Origin of the sequence: Stenotrophomonas sp. SMYL8, from assembly GCF_036320065.1 — a bacterium.
In the GTDB taxonomy this organism is placed as follows: Bacteria; Pseudomonadota; Gammaproteobacteria; order Xanthomonadales; family Xanthomonadaceae; genus Stenotrophomonas; species Stenotrophomonas maltophilia_A.
In genome coordinates, this window is the sequence record NZ_JAWIRR010000011.1 from 31,320 (window position 1) to 53,824 (window position 22,505).

Below are 22,505 nucleotides of genomic sequence, written 5' to 3' on the forward strand. Positions count from 1 at the left end.
TCCTCCTTTCTCAATGAGCGGTATCCGCCGCCAGCGGCGGCTGGAAGCGGCGCAGGCGCAGCGCGTTGCCGAGCACGAACACGCTGGACAGCGCCATCGCTCCGGCCGCGAAAATTGGGGACAGCAGCACACCGTATGCGGGGTATAGGACGCCAGCAGCTACCGGGATCAGGGCCGTGTTGTAGCCAAACGCCCAGAACAGGTTCTGGCGGATGTTGCCGATGGTGGCCTTGGACAGCGCGATGGCGTTGGGCACACCCTGCAGGTTGCCGGACATCAGCACCACGTCGGCCGACTCCACCGCCACGTCGGTGCCGGTGCCGATCGCCAGGCCCACGTCGGCCTCGGCCAGCGCCGGCGCATCGTTGATGCCGTCACCCACGTAGCCGATCTGGCCGTGGGTGGCCTTTAAGCGGCGCACGGCTTCGACCTTGCCCTCGGGCAGCACTTCGGCCACCACCTCGTCGATGCCCAGTTGCTTGGCGATGGCCTGCGCGGTACGCGCGTTGTCGCCGGTGATCATCGCCACCTTCAGGCCGAGCTGGTGCAGCGCGGCAATGGCCACGGGCGTGCTGGACTTGATCGGATCGGCCACCGCGATGATGGCGGCCAGTCGGCCGTCGATCGCGGCGTACAGCGGCGACTTGCCCTCATTGCCCAGGCGCTCGGCCGTGCGAGCGAAGCCGCTCACGTCCAAACCCAGCTCACGCATGAAGCGATCGGCACCGACCTCGACACGCGCGCCGTCCACGGTGGCACGCACACCCATGCCCGTGACCGAATCGAAGTCGGTCATCGTCGGCAGCGCGATGCCACCTTCCACGGCCGACTCGACGATGGCGCGTGCGATCGGATGCTCCGAGCGCGATTCGACAGAGGCGACCTTCGCCAGCACCTGGTTGCGGTCAAAGCCGTCGGCAATCTCCAGGTCGGTCAGGACCGGGCGGCCCTCGGTCAGCGTGCCGGTCTTGTCCACGGCCACCACCTTGGCGTCCTTGAGCAGTTGCAGGGCTTCACCCTTGCGGAACAGTACGCCCATCTCGGCGCCGCGGCCCGTGCCGACCATGATGGAGGTCGGCGTCGCCAGACCCATGGCGCACGGGCAGGCAATGATCAGCACCGCCACGGCATTGACCAGCGCGAAGGACAGCGCGGGCGACGGGCCGAACACCAGCCAGACCAAGAAGGTCAGCACGGCGGCCAGCATGACGGCGGGCACGAACCACAGTGTCACCTTGTCCACCACGGCCTGGATCGGCAGCTTGGAACCTTGCGCCTGCTCGACCATGCGGATGATCTGCGCCAGCATGGTCTGACCGCCCACGGCGGTGGCACGCAGCGTCAGCGCACCCTTCTGGTTGACGGTGCCGCCGACCACGGTGCTGCCTTCCGCCTTTTCGACGGGAATCGGCTCGCCGGTGATCATCGACTCGTCCACGAAGCTGCGGCCCTCGGTCACTTCACCATCGACCGGCACGCGCTCGCCGGGGCGCACTTCCACGATGTCGCCCTGCGCCACGTCGTTGATCGGGATGTCCACGATGCGGCCGTCGCGCAGCACGTGCGCCTCCTTGGCCTGCAGGCCGACCAGGCGCTTGATGGCCTCGGAGGTGCGGCCCTTGGCCCGTGCCTCAAGAAAGCGGCCCAGCAGGATCAGCGCCACGATGACGGCGGCCGCCTCGTAGTACACGTTCACCGTGCCGGCCGGCAGCAGACTGGGCGCGAATGTGGCGACCATCGAATAGCCGAAGGCCGCGGCCGTGCCGACCGCGACCAGCGAGTTCATGTCGGGACCCAGGCGGAACAGCGCCGGGAAGCCCTTCTCGTAGAAGCGCCAGCCCGGAATGGCGAGCACCAGCAGGGTCAGCACGAACTGCAGATACCAACTCTGCTGGATGCCGATGGTGGAAGCCACCCACTCATGCATGCCGGGAATCATGTGCGAGCCCATTTCGAGCACGAACACAGGCAGCGCCAGCACGGCGGCCAGGGTCAGGTCGCGCTTGAGTTCGGCGCGCTCGGCGTCCTTCTTCTCGGCGGCTTCCTCGTCGGCCTGCGCGCCGGTATCCACCGGGTTGGCCTCGTAGCCGACCTTCTCGATGGCCGCGATCAGGTCCGCCACGGCGGCCACGCCGCGCACGGTGGCACGCTCGGTCGCGAGGTTGACCGTGGCCTCGGTGACGCCGGGCACGGCCTTGAGTGCCTTCTCGACGCGGCCCACGCAGGAGGCGCAGGTCATGCCCTCGACCGCCAGTTCGACGGTGCCAGCCGGCACGTCGTAGCCGACCTTCTCGACCGCCTGGATCAACGCGATGCGATCGACAGGACCGGCCAGGCGGATGTCCGCCCGCTCGTTGGCGAGATTGACGGAAACGCTGTCCACGCCCGGCACCTTGGCCAGGGCGGCCTCGACTCGGCCGACGCAGCTCGCGCAGGTCATGCCCTCGATGGGTAGGCTGATCGCTGCTGCGGTGGCACGAGCATCACTCGTTATTGGCATGCTCATGGTTGTTTCCCATAGTTGATATTCGACACGGGGGGAGCTTGGGGTTTACCATCGTGGGAAGGTCAAGCGCTTTTTTCGGGTACTGTCAGGTTTCAGAAATGGCCCGGCGCACGGGGGAAACGAGGGGCCTTGGTCGCCAGGCTCGCCCTGGTCCCGGGCTGTGCGCGCGCTCAAGCGGTCGCAGCCTCGTTGATCCTGAAGGGCACGAACAGCCGTTCGAGGGTAGGAATTTTTGAGAGATGACTCCACGCAAACCAGTCAGTGCCCCACCGAAGGGCCCAAGCACCGATCTGGCCTCCCTGTCACAGAATGACGTGACCATCCTGGCCGAGACTTTCCGGCTCCTGGGCGATCCGTCGCGGCTCAAGGTCATGCTGTGCTGCATGAAGGGGTCCACGTCGGTAAGCGACATCGCGGAAGCCGTCGAACTCTCGCAGTCGTTGGTCAGCCATCACCTTCGACTGTTGCGTGGAGCCCGTCTGGTCAGGGGCGTGCGCCAGTCCAAGCAGATCTTCTATGAGGTAGCGGACAAGCACGTGAGCCAGGTGCTGCTGGACATGGCCATCCACATCGTTGAGGACAACAGCGACGACTAGCCTTGGTGCGAAACAGCCCTTACCGCGTCCCGTGAGGCCTATCCTTTCGGTCAGATCCGGTGCAAGTCATCCACGACCAGCACGTGATGGTGCCCGCCTTGGTTCGCGTGCTGACGCAAGTGGGGGTGATCCGCCGACAGGTTCGGATGGTCATGGGCCAAGTCCGACGGGTCGCTGGCCGGCCACAGCCGAAGCGCCAGCGCCACGCCAGCCAGGCCGATCAAGGACATGACGACGAACGTCGATTGCAGCCCCGTGGCCGCGCCGAAGCGTCCGGCCAGCGGGTAGCAGATGAGCCAGCAGGCGTGCGACAGCGCGAAGTGGGCCGCGAAGATCGCTGGACGGTCCTCGGCGTGGGCCGAGCGGCGCAGAAGACGGCCGGATGGCGTCTGCGCCACGCTGTAGCCAAAGCCGATCACCAGCCACAGCGGCAGCAACAGCACATAGCTCGGCAGCAGTGCGCCGATCGCCGTGCCCACGACGAGGACAGCGGCGCCGGTGAGCATCGCGGGTCGGTCGGCTACTTTCTCCAGTAGGGACGGCAAGACGAAGGCGGCCACCATCGAGCCGCCTCCGAACGCCGCCAGTGCCCACGCCACCTCGACTTCGCCCAGGCCGAAACGCGCCTTCACGAGCACCACCGTGTTCACGAACACCATCGCGCCTGCCGCCGAGACGGCCAGGCTGATCGCCAGCAGGCCCCGCAGGCGTGGCGTGGCGAGGTAGATGCGCGTGCCGCGCGTCGTTCGCTCCCAGATGCCGCGGCGCCGGCCGGGGACGGACGTGGGCAACCGCACGCTGACCACGAGAGCGGCTGAAACGAGGAAACCGAGCACCGTTCCTGCGAACAGGTTGTGAAAGTTGATGACGGTCAGCAGCGCGGCGGCCAGCATCGGGGAAATCAGGCTTTCCAGGTCGTAGGCCAGCCGGGACAGCGACAGCGCCTTCCTGTAGTCCTCTTCGTCGGGAAGGATGTCCGGGATGGTGGCCTGGAAGGTCGGCGTGAAGCCGGCGGACGCCGCCTGCAGAACGAAGATCAGCAGGTAGATCTGCCAGACCTCGGTGACGAAGGGCAGGGACAGCGCGACGGCCGCTCGCACGAGGTCCAGCGCCACGAGCAGCGAGCGCCGCGGGAGCCGGTCGGCGAAGGCCTGCGCGACCGGCGCGACCCCCGCGTACGCCAGCATCTTGATGGCCAGCGCCGTCCCGAGCACCGCGCCTGCATCCGCGCCGGCCAGCTCGTAGGCCAGCAGGCCGAGCGCCACCGTCATCAGGCCGGAGCCGACGAGCGCAATCACCTGGGCGGTGAACAGGTGGCGGTAGGTGCGGTTCTTCAGCACGGAGAGCATCGGACGGCCTCAGAGCAGTTTGGTCAGCGCCTTCATTTCGGTCAGAACGGAGTCCTCGTCATGGGACAGGCAGTGGTCGATGTGGTCGTGGATCAGGACGCGCTTGGCCGCCGTCACCGCGCTTTCCACCGCCGCGAGCTGGCGGGCGATGTCGAGGCAGGTTTCTCCCCCTTCGATCATCCCGATGACGTGCCGCAGATGCCCCTCGGCGCGCTTGAGCCGCTTCACCAGGTCGGGATGGGTGGTGTGCTTATGCATGTCTTCCATGCTGAAATCATATCCCCCCAGGGGGGATATTGCCACTGGATGTTAGATCAACGGCTGCTTGCCAGGCGTGGGGAATGGTCGCCGAGCCAGGCTAAGGCAATTGCCCGGAGCGGCATCCCGGCCGTGGTGAGACGCGGACACAAATGTGCAAATCAATTCACATGAACACATATTCATGTGTTATATTTTGAGCCACAGTCAAAGACCCAGTTTCCCGAGGCCCCATGTCCCAATCCCACGCACATGACCATGGTCACGATCACGATCACGACCATGATCATGACCACACCCCGACCGTGACCAGCGCCAACGAGCGCAAGGTCCTGCTGTCCTTTTTCCTGATCTTCGGCTTCATGGTTGTGGAGGCCGTCGGAGGCGTGCTGTCGGGCTCGCTGGCCTTGCTGGCCGACGCGGGCCACATGCTGACCGACGCCGCGGCGCTCGCACTGGCCTACGCAGCATTCCGGTTCGGCCGCCGCGCGGCCGACAGCAAGCGCACCTTCGGCTACCTGCGCTTCGAGGTCATCGCCGGTTTCCTGAACGCCGTGACCCTGTTCGCGATCGTCGCCTGGATCGCCTACGAGGCGTGGGAGCGGCTGCAGGCGCCGCCCGTGATCCTTGCCGGCCCGATGATGATCGTCGCCGTGCTCGGCCTGCTGGTGAACGTGCTCGTGCTGTGGATCATGACCCGCGGAGAGACCGATCACGTCAACGTGAAGGGGGCCATCCTGCACGTGATGGGCGACCTGCTCGGCTCGGTCGGCGCCATCGTCGCTGCGATCGTCATCTACCTCACGGGCTGGACGCCGATAGATCCCATCCTGTCGGTCCTGGTGGCGGCGCTGATCCTGCGCAGCGCATGGAAGCTGCTCGCCAAGTCGATCCACATCCTGCTGGAAGGCGCGCCGGAGGATGCTTCGCCGGAGAAGGTGGAGCAAGGCCTGATGGGCGCCGTGCCGGGCCTGGCGGCCGTCAGCCACGTTCACGTGTGGCAGCTCACCTCCGGGCGCACGATGGCCACGCTGCACGTTCGCCCCAACGTGGACGAGGAAGCACGCGCCGTGGTCAAACGCGTCGAAGCGGTGCTTCGAGAGCAATTCAGCATCGAACACGCCACGGTCGGGATCGACTGGAACTCGGGCACCGACGAGAACGTCTGCAGCTTGCAGCCCACGTCGGAGCGTCAGGACCACAGCGGCCACGATCACAGCGGTCATGACCACAGCGGCCATGATCATGGCAATCACAAGCATGGCGGCGGGCACAGCCACGGCCATGACCACGACCATTCCGCTCCTGGTCACAGGCATTGAGGCCGCGCGAGCCGGCTCGCACTCCACTTGAGGATTTGCATCCATGACGTCCCGCGAAACCACCAGCGCCGACACCGCGCAATGCTCGACCACCAGCCACGACGCGGCGACCGATGCCCTCGCAATGTCGCAAAGTGACGTCGCTGTTCTGGCCGAGACCTTCCGCCTGCTGGGCGACCAATCGCGATTGAAGATCCTGCTGCAGTGCATGCATGGCTCGGTCGCCGTGGGGGACATCGCCGAAGCGCTCGACCTGTCGCAGTCTCTGGTCAGCCATCACCTGCGGCTGCTGCGCGGAGCGCGCCTCGTGCGCGGCGAACGCCAAGCCAAGCACATCTTCTACAGCATCGCGGACCAGCACGTCAGCCAGGTGCTGCAGGACATGGCGGTCCACATTTCCGAGGACAAAGCCGACGACTGACCAGGCCCAAGCACCCAGGCGAATGGCAGGTTGCGAGGCGCCGGTACCCACGCCGCCGGTTAGCCTCAAGGACGTCCTCGATGCGGCCTGGGCGCAACAGCCTGAATCGCGGGCCCTGCCTGGGCGCCGGGATGCCGCGCAGGCACAGCAATGGGCGGCGGCAGCTTGGACGCCTGAGCCTCCCGCGCTCGCAATCACCCACAAGACCGACCGGTTCAACCGCATAACGGCATTCGTGAGCTGGATGTCGGAGTGGCCACGGCGACGACGCGGGGTTCCCCACCACCTTGTCCATGCAGCCTGCCCGCTAGGGCAACCCAAAGGGCTTGACCTTGCCTTCGTTGTAACGCCCAGCCTCCACACAAATTTCTGCAGAGCGCTTCGGAAGGGCCGGAGTCCTGCATCCAAGAAAGGGGCACTTCCATGCGTAAAAAAATCAGAATCGTTGTGGTGGCAGGCGTCATCGCAGCCGTCGGGGGCATAGCGATTGCCGCCCGCGACGCCAAGGACGAGGGCAAGGCCGCGGCACCCCCGGCGGACGCGCCGATGGCGCCGCAGGTGCCCGTGGCCGAGGTCATCACCCGCACGGTCGCGCCATCGGCCGAGTACACCGGCTTCCTGGCCGCGCCCAAGACCGTCGAGCTGCGCTCGCGGGTCGGCGGCGCCGTCGATGCTGTGAGCGTCCCCGAGGGCAGACTGGTGCGCAAGGGACAACTGCTGTTCCAGATCGACCCCCGGCCGTTCCAGGTCTCGCTCGACACGGCTGCGGCGCAACTGCAACAGGCCGAGGTGCTGGCCAGTCAGGCCCAGGCCGACTTCGACCGCGCCGAGCGCCTGGTGGCGACCGGCGCTGTCGCGCGCAAGACCTACGACGATGCCGTCTCCGCGCGCAGTGCGCGCCAGGCCCAGGTGCAAGCGGCCAAGGCCGCCGTCGCTGCGGCGCGGCTGGATCTGTCCTACGCCCGCGTCACGGCGCCCATCGCCGGGCGCGTTGACCGCGTGCTCGTGACCGAGGGCAACCTGGTCAGCGGCGGTGTCGCCGGCGCGGCCACGCTGCTGACCACGGTCGTGTCCATCGACCCGCTGCACGTGTACTTCGACATCGACGAAGCCACGTACCTCAACGTCGTGAGCCGCTCGCGGCCCGCTGCGGGCGCCGGCGGCAAGGCCTCGCTGCCCGTGCAGGTCGGGCTGACCACGGACAAGGGTTTCCCGCACAGGGGCGCGCTCGACTTCGTGGGCAACACCATTGACCGAAGCACCGGCACGATCCGCGTGCGCGCCGTTGTGCCCAATCCGGATGGGCGCATGGCACCCGGCATGTTCGTCCGGGCCAAGCTGTCCACCGGCGCGGCGCGCGAGGCCGTCCTGATCGACGATCAGGCCGTGGGCACCGACCAAGGGCGCAACTACGTGCTGGTTGTGGGCGAGAACAACCAGGCCCAGTACCGGCCCATCGAACTGGGGCCGGTGGTGGACGGGCTGCGCGTCATCAACGGCGGCCTGCAGGCCGGTGAGAAGATCATCATCAAGGGCCTCGTGCGCCCCGGCATGGCGGTCACGCCGCGCATGGTGCCCATGCAGGCGCCCGCGGCACCGGCCGCAGGCGCGGCCGGCGCGACCAAGGCTGCGGCAAACGCTCCGGCTCCCGCTGCGGCGCCTGCCAAGGCCGGTGGCGCGGACCCCGCCAAGGCTGACGGCGCGGCCGGCTCGGCGGAGGCCCGCAAATGAATTTCCCCCGCTTCTTCATCAACCGGCCGGTCTTCGCCATCGTCCTGTCGCTGCTGATGCTGATCGCGGGCGCGATCAGCTACTTCCAGCTGCCGCTGAGCGAATACCCGCAGGTCACGCCTCCCACGGTGCAGGTCACCGCTAGCTATCCCGGTGCCAACCCGCAAGTGATCGCCGATACCGTGGCATCACCGCTGGAGCAGGCGATCAACGGCGTAGAAGGCATGATGTACATGCAGTCTCAGATGTCCACCGACGGGAAAATGGTGCTCACCGTCTCCTTCGAGCAGCATATCAACGCCGACATTGCGCAGATCCAGGTGCAAAACCGGGTCTCGCGGGCGTTGCCGCGCCTACCGCCTGAAGTTCAGCGCATCGGTGTTGTCACCGAGAAAACGTCGCCGGACGTTCTCATGGTGGTGCATTTGCTTTCGCCTGGAGGTCGATATGATCCGCTGTACGTCTCCAACTACGCCACACTTCATGTGAAGGATGAGCTGGCTCGTACGCCAGGCGTCGGCGATGTCCTAGTCTGGGGCGCCGGGGAGTATTCGATGCGGGTCTGGCTCGAACCCGCCAAGGTCGCTGCTCGTGGGCTGATCGCGAGCGACGTGGTTGCCGCCATCCGCGAGCAGAACATACAGGTTGCCGCTGGTTCGGTTGGTCAGCAGCCGGATGCCTCGGCGGCGTTCCAGGTCACGGTCAACACTCTGGGCCGACTGTCGAGCGAGGAGCAATTCGGCGAGATCGTCGTGAAGACGGGCGCCGACGGCCAGGTAACTCGCCTGCGGGATGTCGCCCGCATCTCGATGGGGGCCGATTCCTACTCTTTGCGCAGCCTGCTCAATGGCGAGCCGGCGGTGGGGATACAGATCATCCAGAGCCCGGGCGCGAACGCGCTGGATGTGTCTAGCGCGGTGCGCGCGGCAATGGACCGACTTCAAGCCAAGTTCCCCGACGGCATTGAGTATAGCGTCGCCTACGACCCCACGGTCTTCGTGCGCGCCTCGCTCCAGTCCGTCGCCGTCACGCTGCTGGAGGCCATCTTCCTGGTGGTGATCGTGGTGGTGCTGTTCCTGCAATCCTGGCGCGCGTCGATCATCCCGCTGATCGCCGTGCCGGTCTCGCTGGTCGGCACGTTCGCGGTGATGCACATGTTCGGTTTCTCGCTGAACACACTGTCGCTGTTCGGACTGGTGCTGTCCATCGGCATCGTGGTGGATGACGCCATCGTGGTGGTGGAGAACGTGGAGCGCCACATAGCGCTGGGCGAATCACCCAAGGACGCGGCGCGCAAGGCGATGGATGAAGTGACTGGCCCGATCCTGGCCATCACCTCGGTGCTGGCAGCGGTCTTCATCCCCTCGGCGTTCCTGTCGGGGCTGCAGGGCGAGTTCTATCGCCAATTCGCGCTAACCATCGCGTTCTCGACCATCCTGTCGGCGATCAACTCGCTTACGCTGTCGCCAGCGCTGGCCGCCATCCTGCTCAAGCCGCACCACGGCGCGGCCAAGCCCGATCGCGTCACGCGCATCATCGATGGCGTGTTCGGCGGCTTCTTCCGCCGCTTCAACAGCTTCTTCGACCGCGCCTCGAATTCCTACGTCGGGGGCGTGCGCCGCGCGGTGCGCGGCAGCGCCATCGTGCTGCTGCTCTACGTCGGCTTCCTGAGCCTGACCTGGCTGGGCTTCCACAAGGTGCCTGCGGGCTTCGTGCCCGCCCAGGACAAGTACTACCTCGTGGGCATCGCCCAGCTTCCGACCGGCGCCTCGCTGGATCGCACCGAGGCGGTCGTCAAGGAGATGACCAAGATCGCACTGGCTGAGCCGGGCGTCGAGAGCGTGGTGGCCTTCCCGGGCCTGTCGGTCAATGGACCGGTGAACCAGCCGAACACCGCGCTGATGTTCGCCATGCTCAAGCCCTTCGATGAGCGCAAGGACCCGTCGCTGTCGGCCTTCGCCATCCAGGGCAAGCTCATGGGCAAGTTCAGCCAGATCCCGGACGGCTTCGTCGGCATCTTCCCGCCGCCGCCGGTGCCGGGCCTGGGTTCTATGGGCGGCTTTAAGCTGCAGATTGAGGACCGGGCGGGCCTGGGTCCCGAGGCGCTTGCACAAGCACAGGGCCAGATCATGGGCAAGGCCATGCAGGCGCCCGAGCTGGCGAACATGCTCGCCAGCTTCCAGACCAATGCGCCGCAGTTGCAGGTGGACATCGACCGGGTGAAGGCCAAGTCGCAGGGCGTGTCGCTGACCGAGGTGTTCGACACCCTGCAGGTCAACCTTGGCTCGCTCTACGTCAACGACTTCAACCGCTTCGGTCGCACCTACCGGGTAATGGCCCAAGCCGATGCGCAGTTCCGCATGCAGGCTGAGGACATAGGCATGCTCAAGGTGCGCAATGCAGCGGGCGACATGATCCCGCTGAGCGCGATCGCGACCATCGAGCGCAGTTCCGGCCCCGACCGGGTGATGCATTACAACGGCTTCCCCTCGGCCGACATCAGCGGCGGGCCAGCGCCGGGCTACTCATCCGGCCAGGCCACCGCCGCGATTGAGAAGATCGTGAGCGAATCGCTGCCGGACGGTATGACCTACGAATGGACGGACCTGACTTTCCAGGAAAAGCGAGTTGGCAATACTGCTATCTATATCTTCGCGCTGGCGGTGCTGCTCGCCTTCCTGTTCCTGGCGGCCCAGTACAACAGTTGGTCGCTGCCGTTCGCTGTGCTGCTGATTGCACCCATGGCGCTGCTCTCGGCGATCGCCGGCGTCTGGCTCTCTGGGGGGGACAACAACATCTTCACGCAGATCGGTTTCGTGGTGCTGGTCGGCCTGGCCGCCAAGAACGCGATCCTGATCGTGGAGTTCGCCCGCGCGAAGGAAAGCGAAGGGGCCGATCCGCTGGCAGCCGTGCTTGAAGCCGCGCGCTTGCGGCTGCGCCCGATCCTGATGACGTCGTTCGCCTTCATCGCTGGCGTGGTGCCGCTGGTGCTGGCCAGCAGTGCGGGCGCCGAGATGCGCCACGCCATGGGCATCGCGGTGTTCGCCGGCATGCTGGGCGTGACGGTATTCGGCCTGGTGCTGACGCCGGTGTTCTACGTCGTGGTGCGCAAGCTGGCGCTGCGCCGCGAAGCGCGCCATGCCCGTGTCGGCATGACCGACCAGCACGCATGACGGCCAGGAGGACATACGACATGAAAACATCTTTCGCATTCACACGACCCGCCAGGACGCTGGCGCCGCTCGCCCTCGCGGCGGCGTTGACTGGCTGCTCCATGGCACCGAAGTATGACCGGCCCGCAGCGCCGATCGACACGGCTTATCCCTCGGGCGCGGCCTATGTGGAACCGGCGGCCGCGACGCCCGACGACGCGATCACGGCCGAGATCGGCTGGCGGGACTTCTTCCGCGACCCGCTGCTGCAGCAGTTGATCGGCATTTCACTGGAGAACAACCGCGACATGCGCAAGGCCGCGCTCAACGTGGAGGCGGCTCAGGCGCTGTACCGTATCCAGCGTGCCGAGATGCTGCCGAACCTGGGCGTTTCCGCCCGCGGCGCGTCAGAGCGCGCACCGGCCGACCTCAGCACCACGGGGCAAAGCGACGTGCTCCGGCGCTACGACGTGGCCGGGGTGACGGCCGCCTGGGAACTGGACCTGTGGGGCCGCGTCCGCAGCCTCAGCGACCGGGCGCTGGCGTCCTACCTGGCCCTCGACGAGACCCGCATCGCCACGCAGATGAGCCTGGTGTCCGAGGTGGCCAGCGCCTACCTCACGCTGCGTGCCGACCAGGAACTGCTGCGCCTGACGAGCGACACCCTCGCCACGCAGAAGCGCTCCTACGGGCTGACCACCCAACTGGTGGAAGCGGGCAACTCCACGCAGCTCGACCTGCGCCGCGCAGAGATCGCGCTGCGCACCGCCGAGGCCAACCATGCCGCCTACACGCGGCAGGCGGCCAAGGACCGCAACGCGCTGGTGCTGCTGTTGGGCCAGCCGCTGACGCCGGAGCTGTCCCGGCAGCTTGACGAGGCCATGGCGCTGCCGGACGACATCGTGCCGACCGGCCTGCCGAGCGGCCTGCCGTCCGAACTGCTCGCGCGCCGGCCGGACATCCGCGCCGCCGAGCAGATGCTGATCGGCGCCAACGCCAACATCGGCGCGGCGCGGGCCGCGTTCTTCCCGATGATCAGCCTCACGGGCTCGGCGGGCACGGCCAGCGCTTCGCTGGACGGCCTGTTCGATTCGGGCTCGCGGGCCTGGAGCTTCCTGCCGCAGATCACGCTGCCCATCTTCCGCGGCGGCGCGCTGCGCGCCAACCTGGACGTGGCGCACGTACAGAAGCGCATCGAGATCGCCAACTACGAGAAGTCCATCCAGGCGGCCTTCGCCGAGGTGGCCGACGGCCTGGCGGGCAAGCGCACGCTCGATGAGCAGATCCGCGCGGAGCAGCTCCTGGTGGCGGCCAGCCAGAAGGCCTACGAGCTGGCCGAGCAGCGCTTCCAGGAGGGCGTGGACAACAACCTCACTGTACTCGACGCGCAGCGCACGCATTACGGCACGCAGCAGACCCTGGTGCGCACGCGCCTGACGCGGCTGAACAACCTCATCCATCTGTACAAGGCGCTGGGCGGCGGCTGGACTGAGCACACGGTGCAATCGGGCGCCACGGCGCAGCAGCCCGCCCGGTCGCCGGGATGAGGGCCGGCGCGCAGCGGTGGCGTCCCCCATCGCTGCGCGCGGAGAGCTGGATGAGGATTGGTGAACTCGCGCGCTTGACCGGCACGCCCCTGAGAACATCAGGTTCTACGAACGGGAGGGCCTGCTGCCCGCTCCCGAGCGGTCCCGCAACAACTACCGGCGCTATGGCCCGGCCCATGTCGAGCGGCTTTACCTGATTCGCAACTACCGCGCGCCGGGCATCGGCCTGGATGACATGCGCAACTTGCTGGGCTGGACGCATCGCGAGTCCCCGGAACCCGAGCTGCTGACGCAGGCTGTCCGGGACCATCTCGCCTGTGTCGAGGAACGCATGGCGCAACTGACCCGGGTGAAAGAGCACCTGCTCGCATTGGAACGGCAGGCTGTTCCTTCTGCCGCTCGGGAGATTTGCGAGGAGCGACCAGGCTGCGGCGGTTCATGAGCATCGTATGGCCGAATCATGGTCTAATAACTGAACATATATTCATGCGTGTAATAATTCCGGCCAGACAAACGAACAAGAAGGACCGCCCATGACCGACCAGAGCATCACGCGCCGAAACATCGGCGTTCTCACCGCCGCGCAGGCGCTCGGTGGCGCCAGCGCGCCCATCGTGATGTCGCTGGGCGGGCTGGTCGGCCAGCAGCTTGCCAAGGACTCGGCCTCGATCACCTTGCCTGTGAGCCTGTTCGGCCTGGGTCTTGCCATCGGCACCTTGCCTGCGGCGTTCATCATGCGGCGCCATGGCCGCCGCAACGGATACGTGGTCGGGGTCGGCTTCGGCGTGGCCTCGGGCCTGATCGCCGCGCTGGGCATCATGCTGGCCTCGTTTTGGATCTTCTGCGCCGGCACCTTCCTGGCGGGCTTCTACGGCGCGTATGTGCAGAGCTACCGCTTCGCAGCCGCCGACACCGCCGAGGACGCGCTCAAGGCCAAGGCGATTTCCTGGGTGATGGTGGGGGCTCTCGCGGGTGCCATCATCGGGCCGCAGTTGGTGATCTTCACGCGCGACGCGGTAGCGGGCACGCCCTACGTCGGCAGCTTCCTCAGCCAAGCGCTGCTGCCGCTGATCGCCCTGCCGATCTTGCTGATGCTGCGCACGCCGCGCCAGACCCCGGCCGAAGCCGCCGCCGACAGCGGCCGCACGGTGCTGCAGCTCCTGGCGATGCCGCGCTACGCGCTGGCCGTGGCCGCAGGCGTGGTGTCCTATGGGGTGATGGCGTTCGTGATGACCGCCGCGCCGGTGGCGATGGTCAACCACGGGCATTCGGTGGACAACGCCGCCCTGGGAATCCAGTGGCACCTGCTGGCGATGTTCGGGCCGAGCTTCTTCACTGGGCGGCTGATGGTGCGCTACGGCAAGGAGCGCGTGACCGCCGTGGGCATGGTGCTGCTCGCCGCCTCCGGGGTGGTGGCCCTGGGCGGGCTCGGCCTGTCCCACTTCTGGGGCTCGCTGGCGCTGCTGGGCATCGGCTGGAACTTCAGCTTCATTGGCGCGACGGCGATGGTCACCGATTGCCACACCCCGGCCGAGCGCAGCAAGGCGCAGGGCATGAACGATTTCTTCGTCTTCGCCGCCACGGCGGCCGTGTCGTTCCTCGCGGGATCGATCCTGCACAACTCGGGCTGGCAGGCGGTCAACTGGATGATCTTCCCGGCCCTGGCGCTGATCTTGGTGCCGCTGCTGTGGCAGACCGCGCGAAAGCCGGTGCGGCTAGGTCCGGGCTGATCGGGCCGATGCGGAAGGTGTTCCATCTAGCGGTCACCTCAGGCGCTACATCACCTGCCTCCACCGCTGCAGCTTCGACAGCGCGTTGTCGTAGGCGGCGGAAGTGAAGGACTGGATCTTGCGCCGAGGGTTTTCATCGGCATCAACGGCGAAATGAGGGCCTTGACCTTCCAACAATGGGAGGCCCTACAGTGACTCCATCAACCTCATTCAAGGAGTTTTTCATGAGAGTCAACAAGTTCAGCCTGTTGTTCATTGCGGGCGCCGTCGTGGTCGCCATCGGCCTGAGGGCCGTTCAGAAGAAGGTGGTCCCGTCGGGTGAAGTGATGCAGGCCAATGCGAGCGGAGGTCACCATGGGCACGCGATGCCCTCCAGCGCCTCGGCCAATGACAGTCCTTCCACGACCGCGTATCGCGCCGTGAACGACCAGATGCACGCGGGGATGGGAGCGCAGTTCACTGGAAACGCCGACGTCGATTTCATGCGCGGCATGATCCCGCACCACCAGGGCGCGATCGACATGGCCAAGGTGGCGTTGCAGTACGGCAAGGACCCGGAGGTCCGCAAGTTGGCCGAGGAGGTTATCTCTGCGCAGGAAGGCGAGATCGCCATGATGAATAAGTGGCTTGGAGAACGCGGCCAACAGGTGGGGACCGGCAGCTCGGGCGACGCCTCGACGACCGCCTACCGTGCCGGCAATGACCGCATGCACGCCGACATGATGATTGACTTCAGCGGCGATGCCGATGTGGACTTTATGCGCGGCATGATCCCGCATCACCAGGGCGCGATCGACATGGCCAAGGTGGCGTTGCAGTACGGCAAGGACCCGGAGGTCCGCGAGTTGGCTCAGGAGGTTATCTCTGCGCAGGAAGGAGAGATCGCCATGATGAAGAGCTGGCTTGCCGCTCGGGGAAAGTGAAGGCACGACCATGAACCAAGCCAGCACCCCGCGCATCATCATCTATAGCACTCCAGCCTGCCCGGACTGCCGGGTGCTGAAGGAGTGGCTGTCCCAGCAGAGCATCGTGTTTGAAGAACGCGACCTGACCGACCCGAAGATTTCTGCGGAAGCCAAGTCACGAACCGGCGTGCGCGTGGCTCCGATCACGCTCATCGGTAATGAGGTCTTCTATGGCACCTTTGCGAGCCAGAAGCCGGGGCTGATGAAGGCGCTCGGCCGTTCGACAAGTAGATGAAGGGTCTCAAGAAATACTTGGCCCGCGCTGCCGTCCAAGCTCCCAAGATACGCCGCCACCGCGCACCACGGCGGCGATATGCTGCCCCAGCCGCTGCTCGATCATCGGCCGCCACGGCACCAACCTGAATCCCATGCCGTCGTCCAGCATCGCGTAGCGCCCGCTGGCGAGCATGACGCTGCGCCGGTAGATGCCAGCCACACGCTGCCCGTCGGCCACCGGGCGATGCTCCAGGCCGGTTTCAGCGGCAATGTCCTTCGCGGCCTGTGCCAGTTCCCGGTTGCGCAGCGTGCCCAGCAGGTTGCGCGCCAGGATCACGCGCTGCCCGCGCCGCTCGGCCAGCGCCTGTTCGGCCAGGAAGTCGGCGCGCTGTTGCATGGCCTGGCCTCGCCACCAAAGCCTAGGTCGCCCAGGCCCGAGCCGCCGCCGATCAACTGCTGGTCGAGCCACGTGGCCCCGATCACGCGGGCCTGCCGCTCGATGGGCAAGTGCGATTTCAGCTCCACGGCCACGCCGCCCAGGCGCTGCGCGTCGTACTGGCGGCCACGCTCGGCCAGGTCGTCCGGCACCTTCCATAGCCCTTCGGCAACGCTCCACAATGCCGGCCCGACGCAGGGCCCATTTAGTAGATGGAGTGCCGCCGGTCTTAGCCGCATGCAGCGTTAAGGCGGGCTTGATATTAAGGCCTCTGAGAAGCGTCGGAGGTAGCCTAGCGATGTCAGCTTCTGGCATGAAGCAGCCGTGAACTTCAAGAGGAGCGAGGCGCGTCAGCGTACGGCCCGTAGCGGACGAGACTCTAGCGATGTCGACCACTACTAGTCCTGAGTCGCTAAGGCCAACCGCATGCTTCGTCCGACTCCCCGCGAACCCTCGTAGGGCACATAAAGGGGCTCCTTACTTGTTAAGGACCGACAAGGTTGGACCGATGTCACGGCGGCGCTTGCCTCCTGGGCTGTTGGCGAGGGCCAATCAGCCGCGGACGTCAGCTCTGCCCCTAAGTCACTGCAACCATAGGTTCTCAGCCCTTGCGCAACCATAGGTTCAGCCAAAACGCAAACCTATGGTTGCCCGTCTAACAGCAATGCCATGCGGAGTTCCCTGAACGTCAGCCTTATTTATACACCAGTCAGTTCAATATTCAGGGTTGATTAGACCCCCTAACGGATAATTCACACCTGTCGACCGCCTCCTCTCTCTCCCCCTCCCGGGAGGCGGTCGACGAAACCAAAATAATTAAAGGTGTGTCCCGATGAACAAGAATTCGCTGCTTGCCCTGGGTCTTCTGGCTGCTCTGCCGTTCGCTGCATCGGCAACCGATGGCCTGTCGTACAACTACGTTGAAGGCGGCTACGTGAACACCGATGCCAAGGGCGGCGACGCCGATGGCTGGAAGGTGAAGGGTTCCGTTGCGGTGCACCCGAACTTCCACGTCTTTGGCGACTACAGCGCCCAGGAAACCGACAAGTTCAAGAATGACGTCGACCAGTGGCGCCTGGGTGTCGGCTACAACTACGGCATCGCACCGAACACCGACCTGGTGGCCCGTGTTGCGTACCAGAAGTACGACGAGAAGCGCGGCCTGGACTTCAACGGCTACTCCACCGAAGTGGGCGTGCGCACCGCGTTCAACCCGTACGTGGAAGGCTACGTGATGGCCGGCTACGAAGATTTCAGCAAGAAGCACGGCTACAACCCGGACGGCGAGTTCTACGGCCGCGTCGGCGCCACCGCCAAGTTCAACCAGAACTGGGGCCTGAGTGGCGAAGTGAAGCTGGCCAAGGCCGGCGACCGCGAGTGGTTCGTGGGCCCGCGCTTCACCTGGTAACAAACGCCTGTCGTTAGTGCGTGTTGTGCTGGCGTGTGACTCTCTCTCTCCCACACGCCAACCGAAGCCCGGCCTCGCGCCGGGCTTCACTTTTATGCGGGCTCACTGACGCCCTGCTGCGGCATCCCATACCACTGCTGCACGCTTGGCTTCGATGGCACGGCGCTGGTCCTGCAAGCCCTGCTGACGCAGGAATAGTGCTGCAGCGCCGGCATCGGAACGAGAACCGCTCCGTCCCCGGTCAGGCGGTTCCGCTATGATCGCCCGCACATCGCCACACGCGATGCGCCCGCCTCAAGCCAGCAGGAATCGCCGTGAACTCCCAGCCCGCACCGATCACCGCCCTCAACCACACGCTCGACAACGAGCCGCAGCAGATCACCGCGCCACTGACCCATTCGGCGGCGTTCCTGGTGCTGAAAGTGAAGGATGACGAGGCGTCGATCGCCAAGGCACGCGAGGTGCTGGCCAGCACCGATGACCTGATCAAGAACACGGCCATCCGTGAAATCGAGCGCACCTTCACCTGCAACGTGGCCATTGGTCACCGCGTGTGGCAGCCGTTGGTGGGCACCACGCCGCCGCGTGAACTGAAGCCGTTCCGCGAGATCAAGGGCGCGACCCACACCGCGGTGTCCACGCCGGGTGACCTGCTGTACCACATCCGTGCGCGCACCATGGACCTGATCGTGGCATTCGAGCGCAACCTGCTGATGGCGTTCGGCGATGCGGTGGAAACGGTCGATGACGTGTCCGGTTTCCGTTATTTCGACGGCCGCGACCTGCTCGACTTCGTCGATGGCACCGCCAACCCGGAAGGGCTGTCGCTGCCGGAAGCCACCATCGTGGGCGATGAAGATCCGGAGCATGCCGGCGGCAGCTACGTGGTGGTGCAGAAGTACCTGCACAACCTCGATGCCTGGCGCGCGCAGAAGACCGAGGCGCAGGAAGCGATCATCGGCCGCACCAAGCACGACAACATCGAACTGGACGATGCGCCGGCCGATGCACAGAAATCGCACAAGACCCTGTGCACCATCGAAGACGCCGACGGCGAGCACGAGATTCTGCGCGACAACATGCCCTTCGCCAACCCGGGCCGTGGCGAGTACGGCACCTACTTCATTGGCTACACGCGCCGCCTGTGGGTGATCGAGAAGATGCTCGAGCGCATGTTCATCGGCAATCCCGCGCCGCTGCATGACCGTATCCTCGATTTCTCCACCGCCACCACCGGCGTGACCTTCTTCGCGCCCTCGCGCAAGGTGCTGGCCGACCTAGGCGATTGATCGCGCCGGGGAGTGCCGACCGCCATCTGCCTGTCATCTACCGCGCCGACCATCAGCCGTTGGATGAGAGCGCAGGAGCGGGCGATGGCGATGGCAAGGAACACAACCGGCGCACGCCGCTGGTGGCGGCCGCTGGCTGCATTGTTCGGTGCGCTGGCATTGGGGAGCGCCGGGGTGTCCGCGCAGGAAGCCCCTGCACACTGGATGGCCTATGCCGCCGCCGTGGGCGGCCAGCTGCAGCAGCGTCTGCAGCAGGAACAGGATCCGCAGGCGCAGCGCGTGCTGGAATGGCTGCAGGCACATCCGGATGCGCCGACACCGCTGCCGGTGAGCGTATGGATCGCGGCGGATGGCCGCATTTCGAAACTGGAATTCGACAGCCTGGGTGATGCCCAGATCGACGCCGACCTGCGCGCGACCCTGCAGAGTGCACCCCTGCAGGCCGCGCCACCGGCCGACATGCGCCAGCCGCTGCGGCTGGGCCTGCTGCTTACCCAGTAGATCCACGCCATGCGTGGATGGGCCTGGTAGATGCCGACCTTGGTCGGCAGGCGTGCGCCAACCAAGGTTGGCGACTACCGGTAGCCCCAAGCCACGCATGGCGTGGCTCTACTGATCTTGCGGATGCAGTAGATTCAGGCCCTGCGTGGATATGTTGGGTAGATGCCGACCTTGGTCGGCAGGTGTGCGCCAACCAAGGTTGGCGACTACCGGTAGCCCCAAGCCACGCATGGCGTGGCTCTACTGCGTTGCCACCTGCGGTTCACGCGCGGCCGCGCTCCATGCGCGCAGCCCGAACACGGCCAGGCCGAGGAAGAACACGTACAGCGCGGCGGTCACGTGCAGCGACTTGAACAGGTACGCGCCCACGTAGACCACGTCCACCGCGATCCACACCCACCAGCAGGCCACGTGGCGGCGCGCCTGCCACCACTGGCCGACCAGGCTCAGCGCGGTCAGCATGGCATCCAGCCACGGCAGCGCGGCATCGGTGAAGGTGTGCATGGCTGCACCCAGCGCCACGCCGCCGCACAGGCCGATGGCCAGGTCGCGCAGCAGCTTGCCGCGTGCCAGTGGCACGATGCGGACGCTGCCCTCGTCGGCGGCGTGCTGCCGCCAGTTGAGCCAGCCGTAGACCAGGAAGCCACCGAAGGCGACCTGCAGCAGGGTGTCCGAGTACAGCTTGGCCTCGGCGAACACCAGGCCATACAGCGTCACCGACAGCAGGCCGACCGGCCACGCCACCAGCCGGCGCTTGGCCATCAGCCAGACGCCGAGGATGCTGCACAGCGCGGCGGTCCACTCGAGCATGACGCCGCTCACAGCGCGAACGTCACCGACAGGCGGGCCTGTCGCGGTGCGCCGGGGAACAGGTAGTAGTCACCGCCGCTGCTACCGGTATCGCGCCAGTAGAAGCGGTTGAACACGTTGTCCACCGACAGGTTCCAGGTCACCGCACGTTCGTGCAGGCGATGCTGGAAGCGCAGGCCGGCATCGAACACCGAGTAGTCAGGTGCGCGCACGCCACCGTCGGCGCGGGCCACGTTGGCACCGGCATAGCGCCAGCCGCCGGTCACATCCAGGCCCTGCACGAACGGCAGCGCATAAGCCACGTGCACGCTGGCGCGCACCTTCGGCACGTTCACCAGCTGATGGCCTTCATAGGCCGGCGTTCCGGTGTCGCGCGCGCGCGCCTGCAGCACGCTGGCGCTGGCCACGATCTGCAGCGCATCGGTCAGCTGCCCGTTGGCGGTCAGCTCCAGGCCGGTGTGGGTCTGCGTGCCTTCCTCGACGAAGGTGTAGCCGACGTCGCTGTTGTCCGGCCTGGCGTACTGGTACGGCTGCGAAATGCGGAACATGGCTGCGCCCAGCGTCAGCGCCTCGACCGGCACGTACTTCACGCCCACTTCCAGCTGCCGCGACTGCACCGACGGCAGGAAGGTGTCGGCGTTGCTGGTCCAGAACGGCGCTTCCTGGCCCAGCGAGATGCCGCGCACGTAGCTGGCATAGGCGTTGAGCTGGTCGGTGGCCTTCCACACCACGGCGGTCTGCGGCAGGAAACGCGACAGGCGGCTGTGCCGCTGCGGGGTACCACGCTTGTCGTAGGCACGCTCGTCCAGGCGCACGAAGCGGCCGCCGGCCAGCCACTGCCAGTCATCACCGAAGCTCATCCGGTCCAGCGCGAAGAATGCGGTCTGGCGGCTGTCCAGGCGTCGTGCGGACGGCCCTGGCATCTTCGGCGACGGCGCGAACACCGGCACCTGTGCGTCGTGGATGTTGCTGGTGCCGACGTACTCGTTGACGCTCGGGCGCTTGTCTACCGTGCGGCGGAAGTAGTCGGCACCGAGGGTCAACTCATGGCCGACGCTGCCGGTCTCGAAGCGGCCGCGCAGCTCGGCACGGGCCTGCTGGTTGCGGCGGGTGTCGTCCGGGCTGCGGTAGTCGTAGACGTCGTAGTCGCCATTGGGCGCGAAGTAGTTGCCCGGCACGCTGCCATCGGCACACTGCGTGGCGTAGTAGCAGCCGTAGGCGAAGGCGACGTTGTCATCGATCACCGAGCGGCTGTGGCCGACCGAGACGCGCGACTGCCAGGCATCGTTGAAGTCGTAGGTGTGCAACGCGGTGATGTTGGTGCTGGCGATATCCACCGGGCGCTGCCAGGGCTGGTAGCCGAGCAGGAATTCGCGATCCACGCCGTGCGGCAGCTCACGCGCGCCCAGCAGCTGGTAGCCGGACACCGAACGCTGCGAGCTGGTCTGGTAGTTGGCATCCACTTCCAGCTTGCCGCGTTCGCCAATCAGCCAGTCGGCGGCCAGCGAGTAGAAGTTGCGACGGCCATCGGCGTGCTCGACGTAGGAATTGCTGGAATCCCATGCGGCATTCAGGCGCAGGCCGAGGCGCGGCGTGATCCAGTGGCCGACATCGACGGCGACGTAGCGCGAGCCTTCCGAGTCGGTACCGAGCGTGGCGGTGCGCACTTCGGCCGGGCGCTTGCCGATGTAGTTGATGATGCCGCCGGGCGCCATCACGCCTGCGGCCAGGCCGGCTTCACCCTTGAGGATCTCCACCGACTGCACGTTCTCCAACGCCAGGCGCTGTTCGCCGGCGATGGACAGGCCGTTGAAGCGGTAGCCGGTGGCGGCGTCCAGGGCGAAGCCGCGGATGGCGATGTTCTGGTAGTAGCCCACCGGCGCATACGCATCGCCCAGCGAGGCATCGTTGCTGGCCAGTTCGGACAGCGAACGCACCTGGCGGCGATCAAGGTAATCGCGCTCAAGCACGTTCACCGACGCCGGCGTGTCCTTCCAGGAACCACCACCGAAGGCGTTCACGCGCGCGGTATCGGCCTTGGGCTTGCCGGCCTGCACGCGCACTGCTGCCAGTTCGGTGGGCGAGCGCTCGGCGCCGGTGGCAGCCGCATCGGGGGACGCCTCGGCCTCGCTGGCGTGCAGCGGCAGCGCGGCGCAGAGGGCGAGGGAGAGCAGGGTGGGGCGCAGGCAGCGGTTCATTCGGTTCGTCTTCGGACAACAAGGGAGACGAAGCGACGGCGCGCAGGTGCACCGGCCCATGACGGGGGCG

The 22,505-nt window shown here is 66.3% G+C and carries 18 protein-coding genes and 2 pseudogenes; 14 read left to right on the forward strand and 6 right to left on the reverse strand.

The genetic code is table 11. From position 1 onward, the window contains the following. Positions 1 to 10: 10 nt before the first annotated feature. Complete coding sequence (locus tag V3B25_RS10890) at positions 11 to 2,506, reverse strand: heavy metal translocating P-type ATPase (protein WP_134950776.1); 2,496 nt, start codon at positions 2,504 to 2,506, stop codon at positions 11 to 13. A 239-nt stretch (positions 2,507 to 2,745) separates the two neighbouring features. On the opposite strand from V3B25_RS10890, the gene V3B25_RS10895 reads away from it, so the two are divergent. Beyond that, entirely contained in the window at positions 2,746 to 3,102 is a 357-nt protein-coding gene (locus V3B25_RS10895) for a metalloregulator ArsR/SmtB family transcription factor (protein WP_049462207.1), read from the forward strand. Positions 3,103 to 3,152: 50 nt separating this feature from the next. On the opposite strand, the gene V3B25_RS10900 is transcribed toward V3B25_RS10895, so the two are convergent. Continuing rightward, complete coding sequence (locus V3B25_RS10900) at positions 3,153 to 4,451, reverse strand: MFS transporter (RefSeq protein ID WP_149909468.1); 1,299 nt, start codon at positions 4,449 to 4,451, stop codon at positions 3,153 to 3,155. A gap of 9 nt (positions 4,452 to 4,460) precedes the next feature. Next, complete coding sequence (locus V3B25_RS10905; RefSeq protein WP_019396551.1) at positions 4,461 to 4,718, reverse strand: metal-sensing transcriptional repressor; 258 nt, start codon at positions 4,716 to 4,718, stop codon at positions 4,461 to 4,463. Between the two features lie 224 nt (positions 4,719 to 4,942). Between V3B25_RS10905 and V3B25_RS10910 the strand changes: the two genes are divergently transcribed. The 10 genes and pseudogenes from V3B25_RS10910 (at position 4,943) to V3B25_RS10955 (ending at position 15,812) form a co-directional block, all read left to right on the forward strand. Then, complete coding sequence (locus V3B25_RS10910) at positions 4,943 to 6,031, forward strand: cation diffusion facilitator family transporter (protein WP_134952143.1); 1,089 nt, start codon at positions 4,943 to 4,945, stop codon at positions 6,029 to 6,031. A gap of 43 nt (positions 6,032 to 6,074) precedes the next feature. Further along, a complete protein-coding gene (locus V3B25_RS10915; protein ID WP_134952144.1) occupies positions 6,075 to 6,452 on the forward strand; it encodes a metalloregulator ArsR/SmtB family transcription factor in 378 nt (125 codons plus the stop codon). A gap of 423 nt (positions 6,453 to 6,875) precedes the next feature. Next, positions 6,876 to 8,183, forward strand: a complete 1,308-nt coding sequence (locus V3B25_RS10920; protein WP_164171306.1) for an efflux RND transporter periplasmic adaptor subunit — start codon at positions 6,876 to 6,878, stop codon at positions 8,181 to 8,183. Then, positions 8,180 to 11,356, forward strand: a complete 3,177-nt coding sequence (locus V3B25_RS10925; protein WP_134952122.1) for an efflux RND transporter permease subunit — start codon at positions 8,180 to 8,182, stop codon at positions 11,354 to 11,356. Before V3B25_RS10920 ends, V3B25_RS10925 begins: the two co-directional genes overlap by 4 nt. 20 nt (positions 11,357 to 11,376) lie before the next feature. After that, positions 11,377 to 12,882, forward strand: a complete 1,506-nt coding sequence (locus V3B25_RS10930) for an efflux transporter outer membrane subunit (protein ID WP_149909466.1) — start codon at positions 11,377 to 11,379, stop codon at positions 12,880 to 12,882. 124 nt (positions 12,883 to 13,006) lie between these two features. Beyond that, a pseudogene (locus tag V3B25_RS10935) lies at positions 13,007 to 13,072 on the forward strand (MerR family transcriptional regulator); the annotation flags it as partial. A gap of 45 nt (positions 13,073 to 13,117) precedes the next feature. After that, a complete protein-coding gene (locus tag V3B25_RS10940; protein ID WP_239518967.1) occupies positions 13,118 to 13,324 on the forward strand; it encodes a hypothetical protein in 207 nt (68 codons plus the stop codon). Positions 13,325 to 13,415: 91 nt separating this feature from the next. Beyond that, positions 13,416 to 14,612 (forward strand): MFS transporter, encoded by a 1,197-nt coding sequence (locus tag V3B25_RS10945; protein WP_049462200.1) that lies wholly within the window; start codon positions 13,416 to 13,418, stop codon positions 14,610 to 14,612. 224 nt (positions 14,613 to 14,836) lie between these two features. Further along, positions 14,837 to 15,535, forward strand: coding sequence for a DUF305 domain-containing protein (locus V3B25_RS10950; protein ID WP_329810662.1), 699 nt, complete (start codon positions 14,837 to 14,839; stop codon positions 15,533 to 15,535). A 10-nt stretch (positions 15,536 to 15,545) separates the two neighbouring features. Beyond that, on the forward strand, positions 15,546 to 15,812 hold the full coding sequence (locus V3B25_RS10955) for a glutaredoxin family protein (protein ID WP_008786730.1): 267 nt from the start codon (positions 15,546 to 15,548) through the stop codon (positions 15,810 to 15,812). A 6-nt stretch (positions 15,813 to 15,818) separates the two neighbouring features. On the opposite strand, the pseudogene V3B25_RS10960 reads toward V3B25_RS10955, so the two are convergent. Beyond that, a pseudogene (locus tag V3B25_RS10960) lies at positions 15,819 to 16,430 on the reverse strand (DUF3363 domain-containing protein); the annotation flags it as partial. Between the two features lie 631 nt (positions 16,431 to 17,061). On the opposite strand from V3B25_RS10960, the gene V3B25_RS10965 reads away from it, so the two are divergent. The 3 genes from V3B25_RS10965 (at position 17,062) to V3B25_RS10975 (ending at position 19,427) form a co-directional block, all read left to right on the forward strand. Further along, the gene (locus tag V3B25_RS10965; protein ID WP_004134798.1) at positions 17,062 to 17,637 is read left to right on the forward strand and encodes an Ax21 family protein; all 576 of its coding nucleotides are present in this window, start codon (positions 17,062 to 17,064) and stop codon (positions 17,635 to 17,637) included. A 314-nt stretch (positions 17,638 to 17,951) separates the two neighbouring features. Beyond that, complete coding sequence (locus V3B25_RS10970; RefSeq protein ID WP_329810663.1) at positions 17,952 to 18,926, forward strand: Dyp-type peroxidase; 975 nt, start codon at positions 17,952 to 17,954, stop codon at positions 18,924 to 18,926. Positions 18,927 to 19,010: 84 nt separating this feature from the next. Next, on the forward strand, positions 19,011 to 19,427 hold the full coding sequence (locus tag V3B25_RS10975) for a hypothetical protein (RefSeq protein ID WP_106466731.1): 417 nt from the start codon (positions 19,011 to 19,013) through the stop codon (positions 19,425 to 19,427). Positions 19,428 to 19,667: 240 nt separating this feature from the next. Here V3B25_RS10975 and pnuC read toward each other — a convergent pair whose 3' ends face one another. Together pnuC and V3B25_RS10985 are read right to left on the reverse strand one after the other, a co-directional pair. Then, positions 19,668 to 20,237: a nicotinamide riboside transporter PnuC gene (gene pnuC, locus V3B25_RS10980; protein ID WP_012509709.1), complete on the reverse strand. Its 570-nt coding sequence runs from the start codon at positions 20,235 to 20,237 to the stop codon at positions 19,668 to 19,670. 8 nt (positions 20,238 to 20,245) lie between these two features. After that, a complete protein-coding gene (locus V3B25_RS10985; protein ID WP_329810664.1) occupies positions 20,246 to 22,435 on the reverse strand; it encodes a TonB-dependent siderophore receptor in 2,190 nt (729 codons plus the stop codon). Between the last annotated feature and the right edge of the window lie 70 nt (positions 22,436 to 22,505).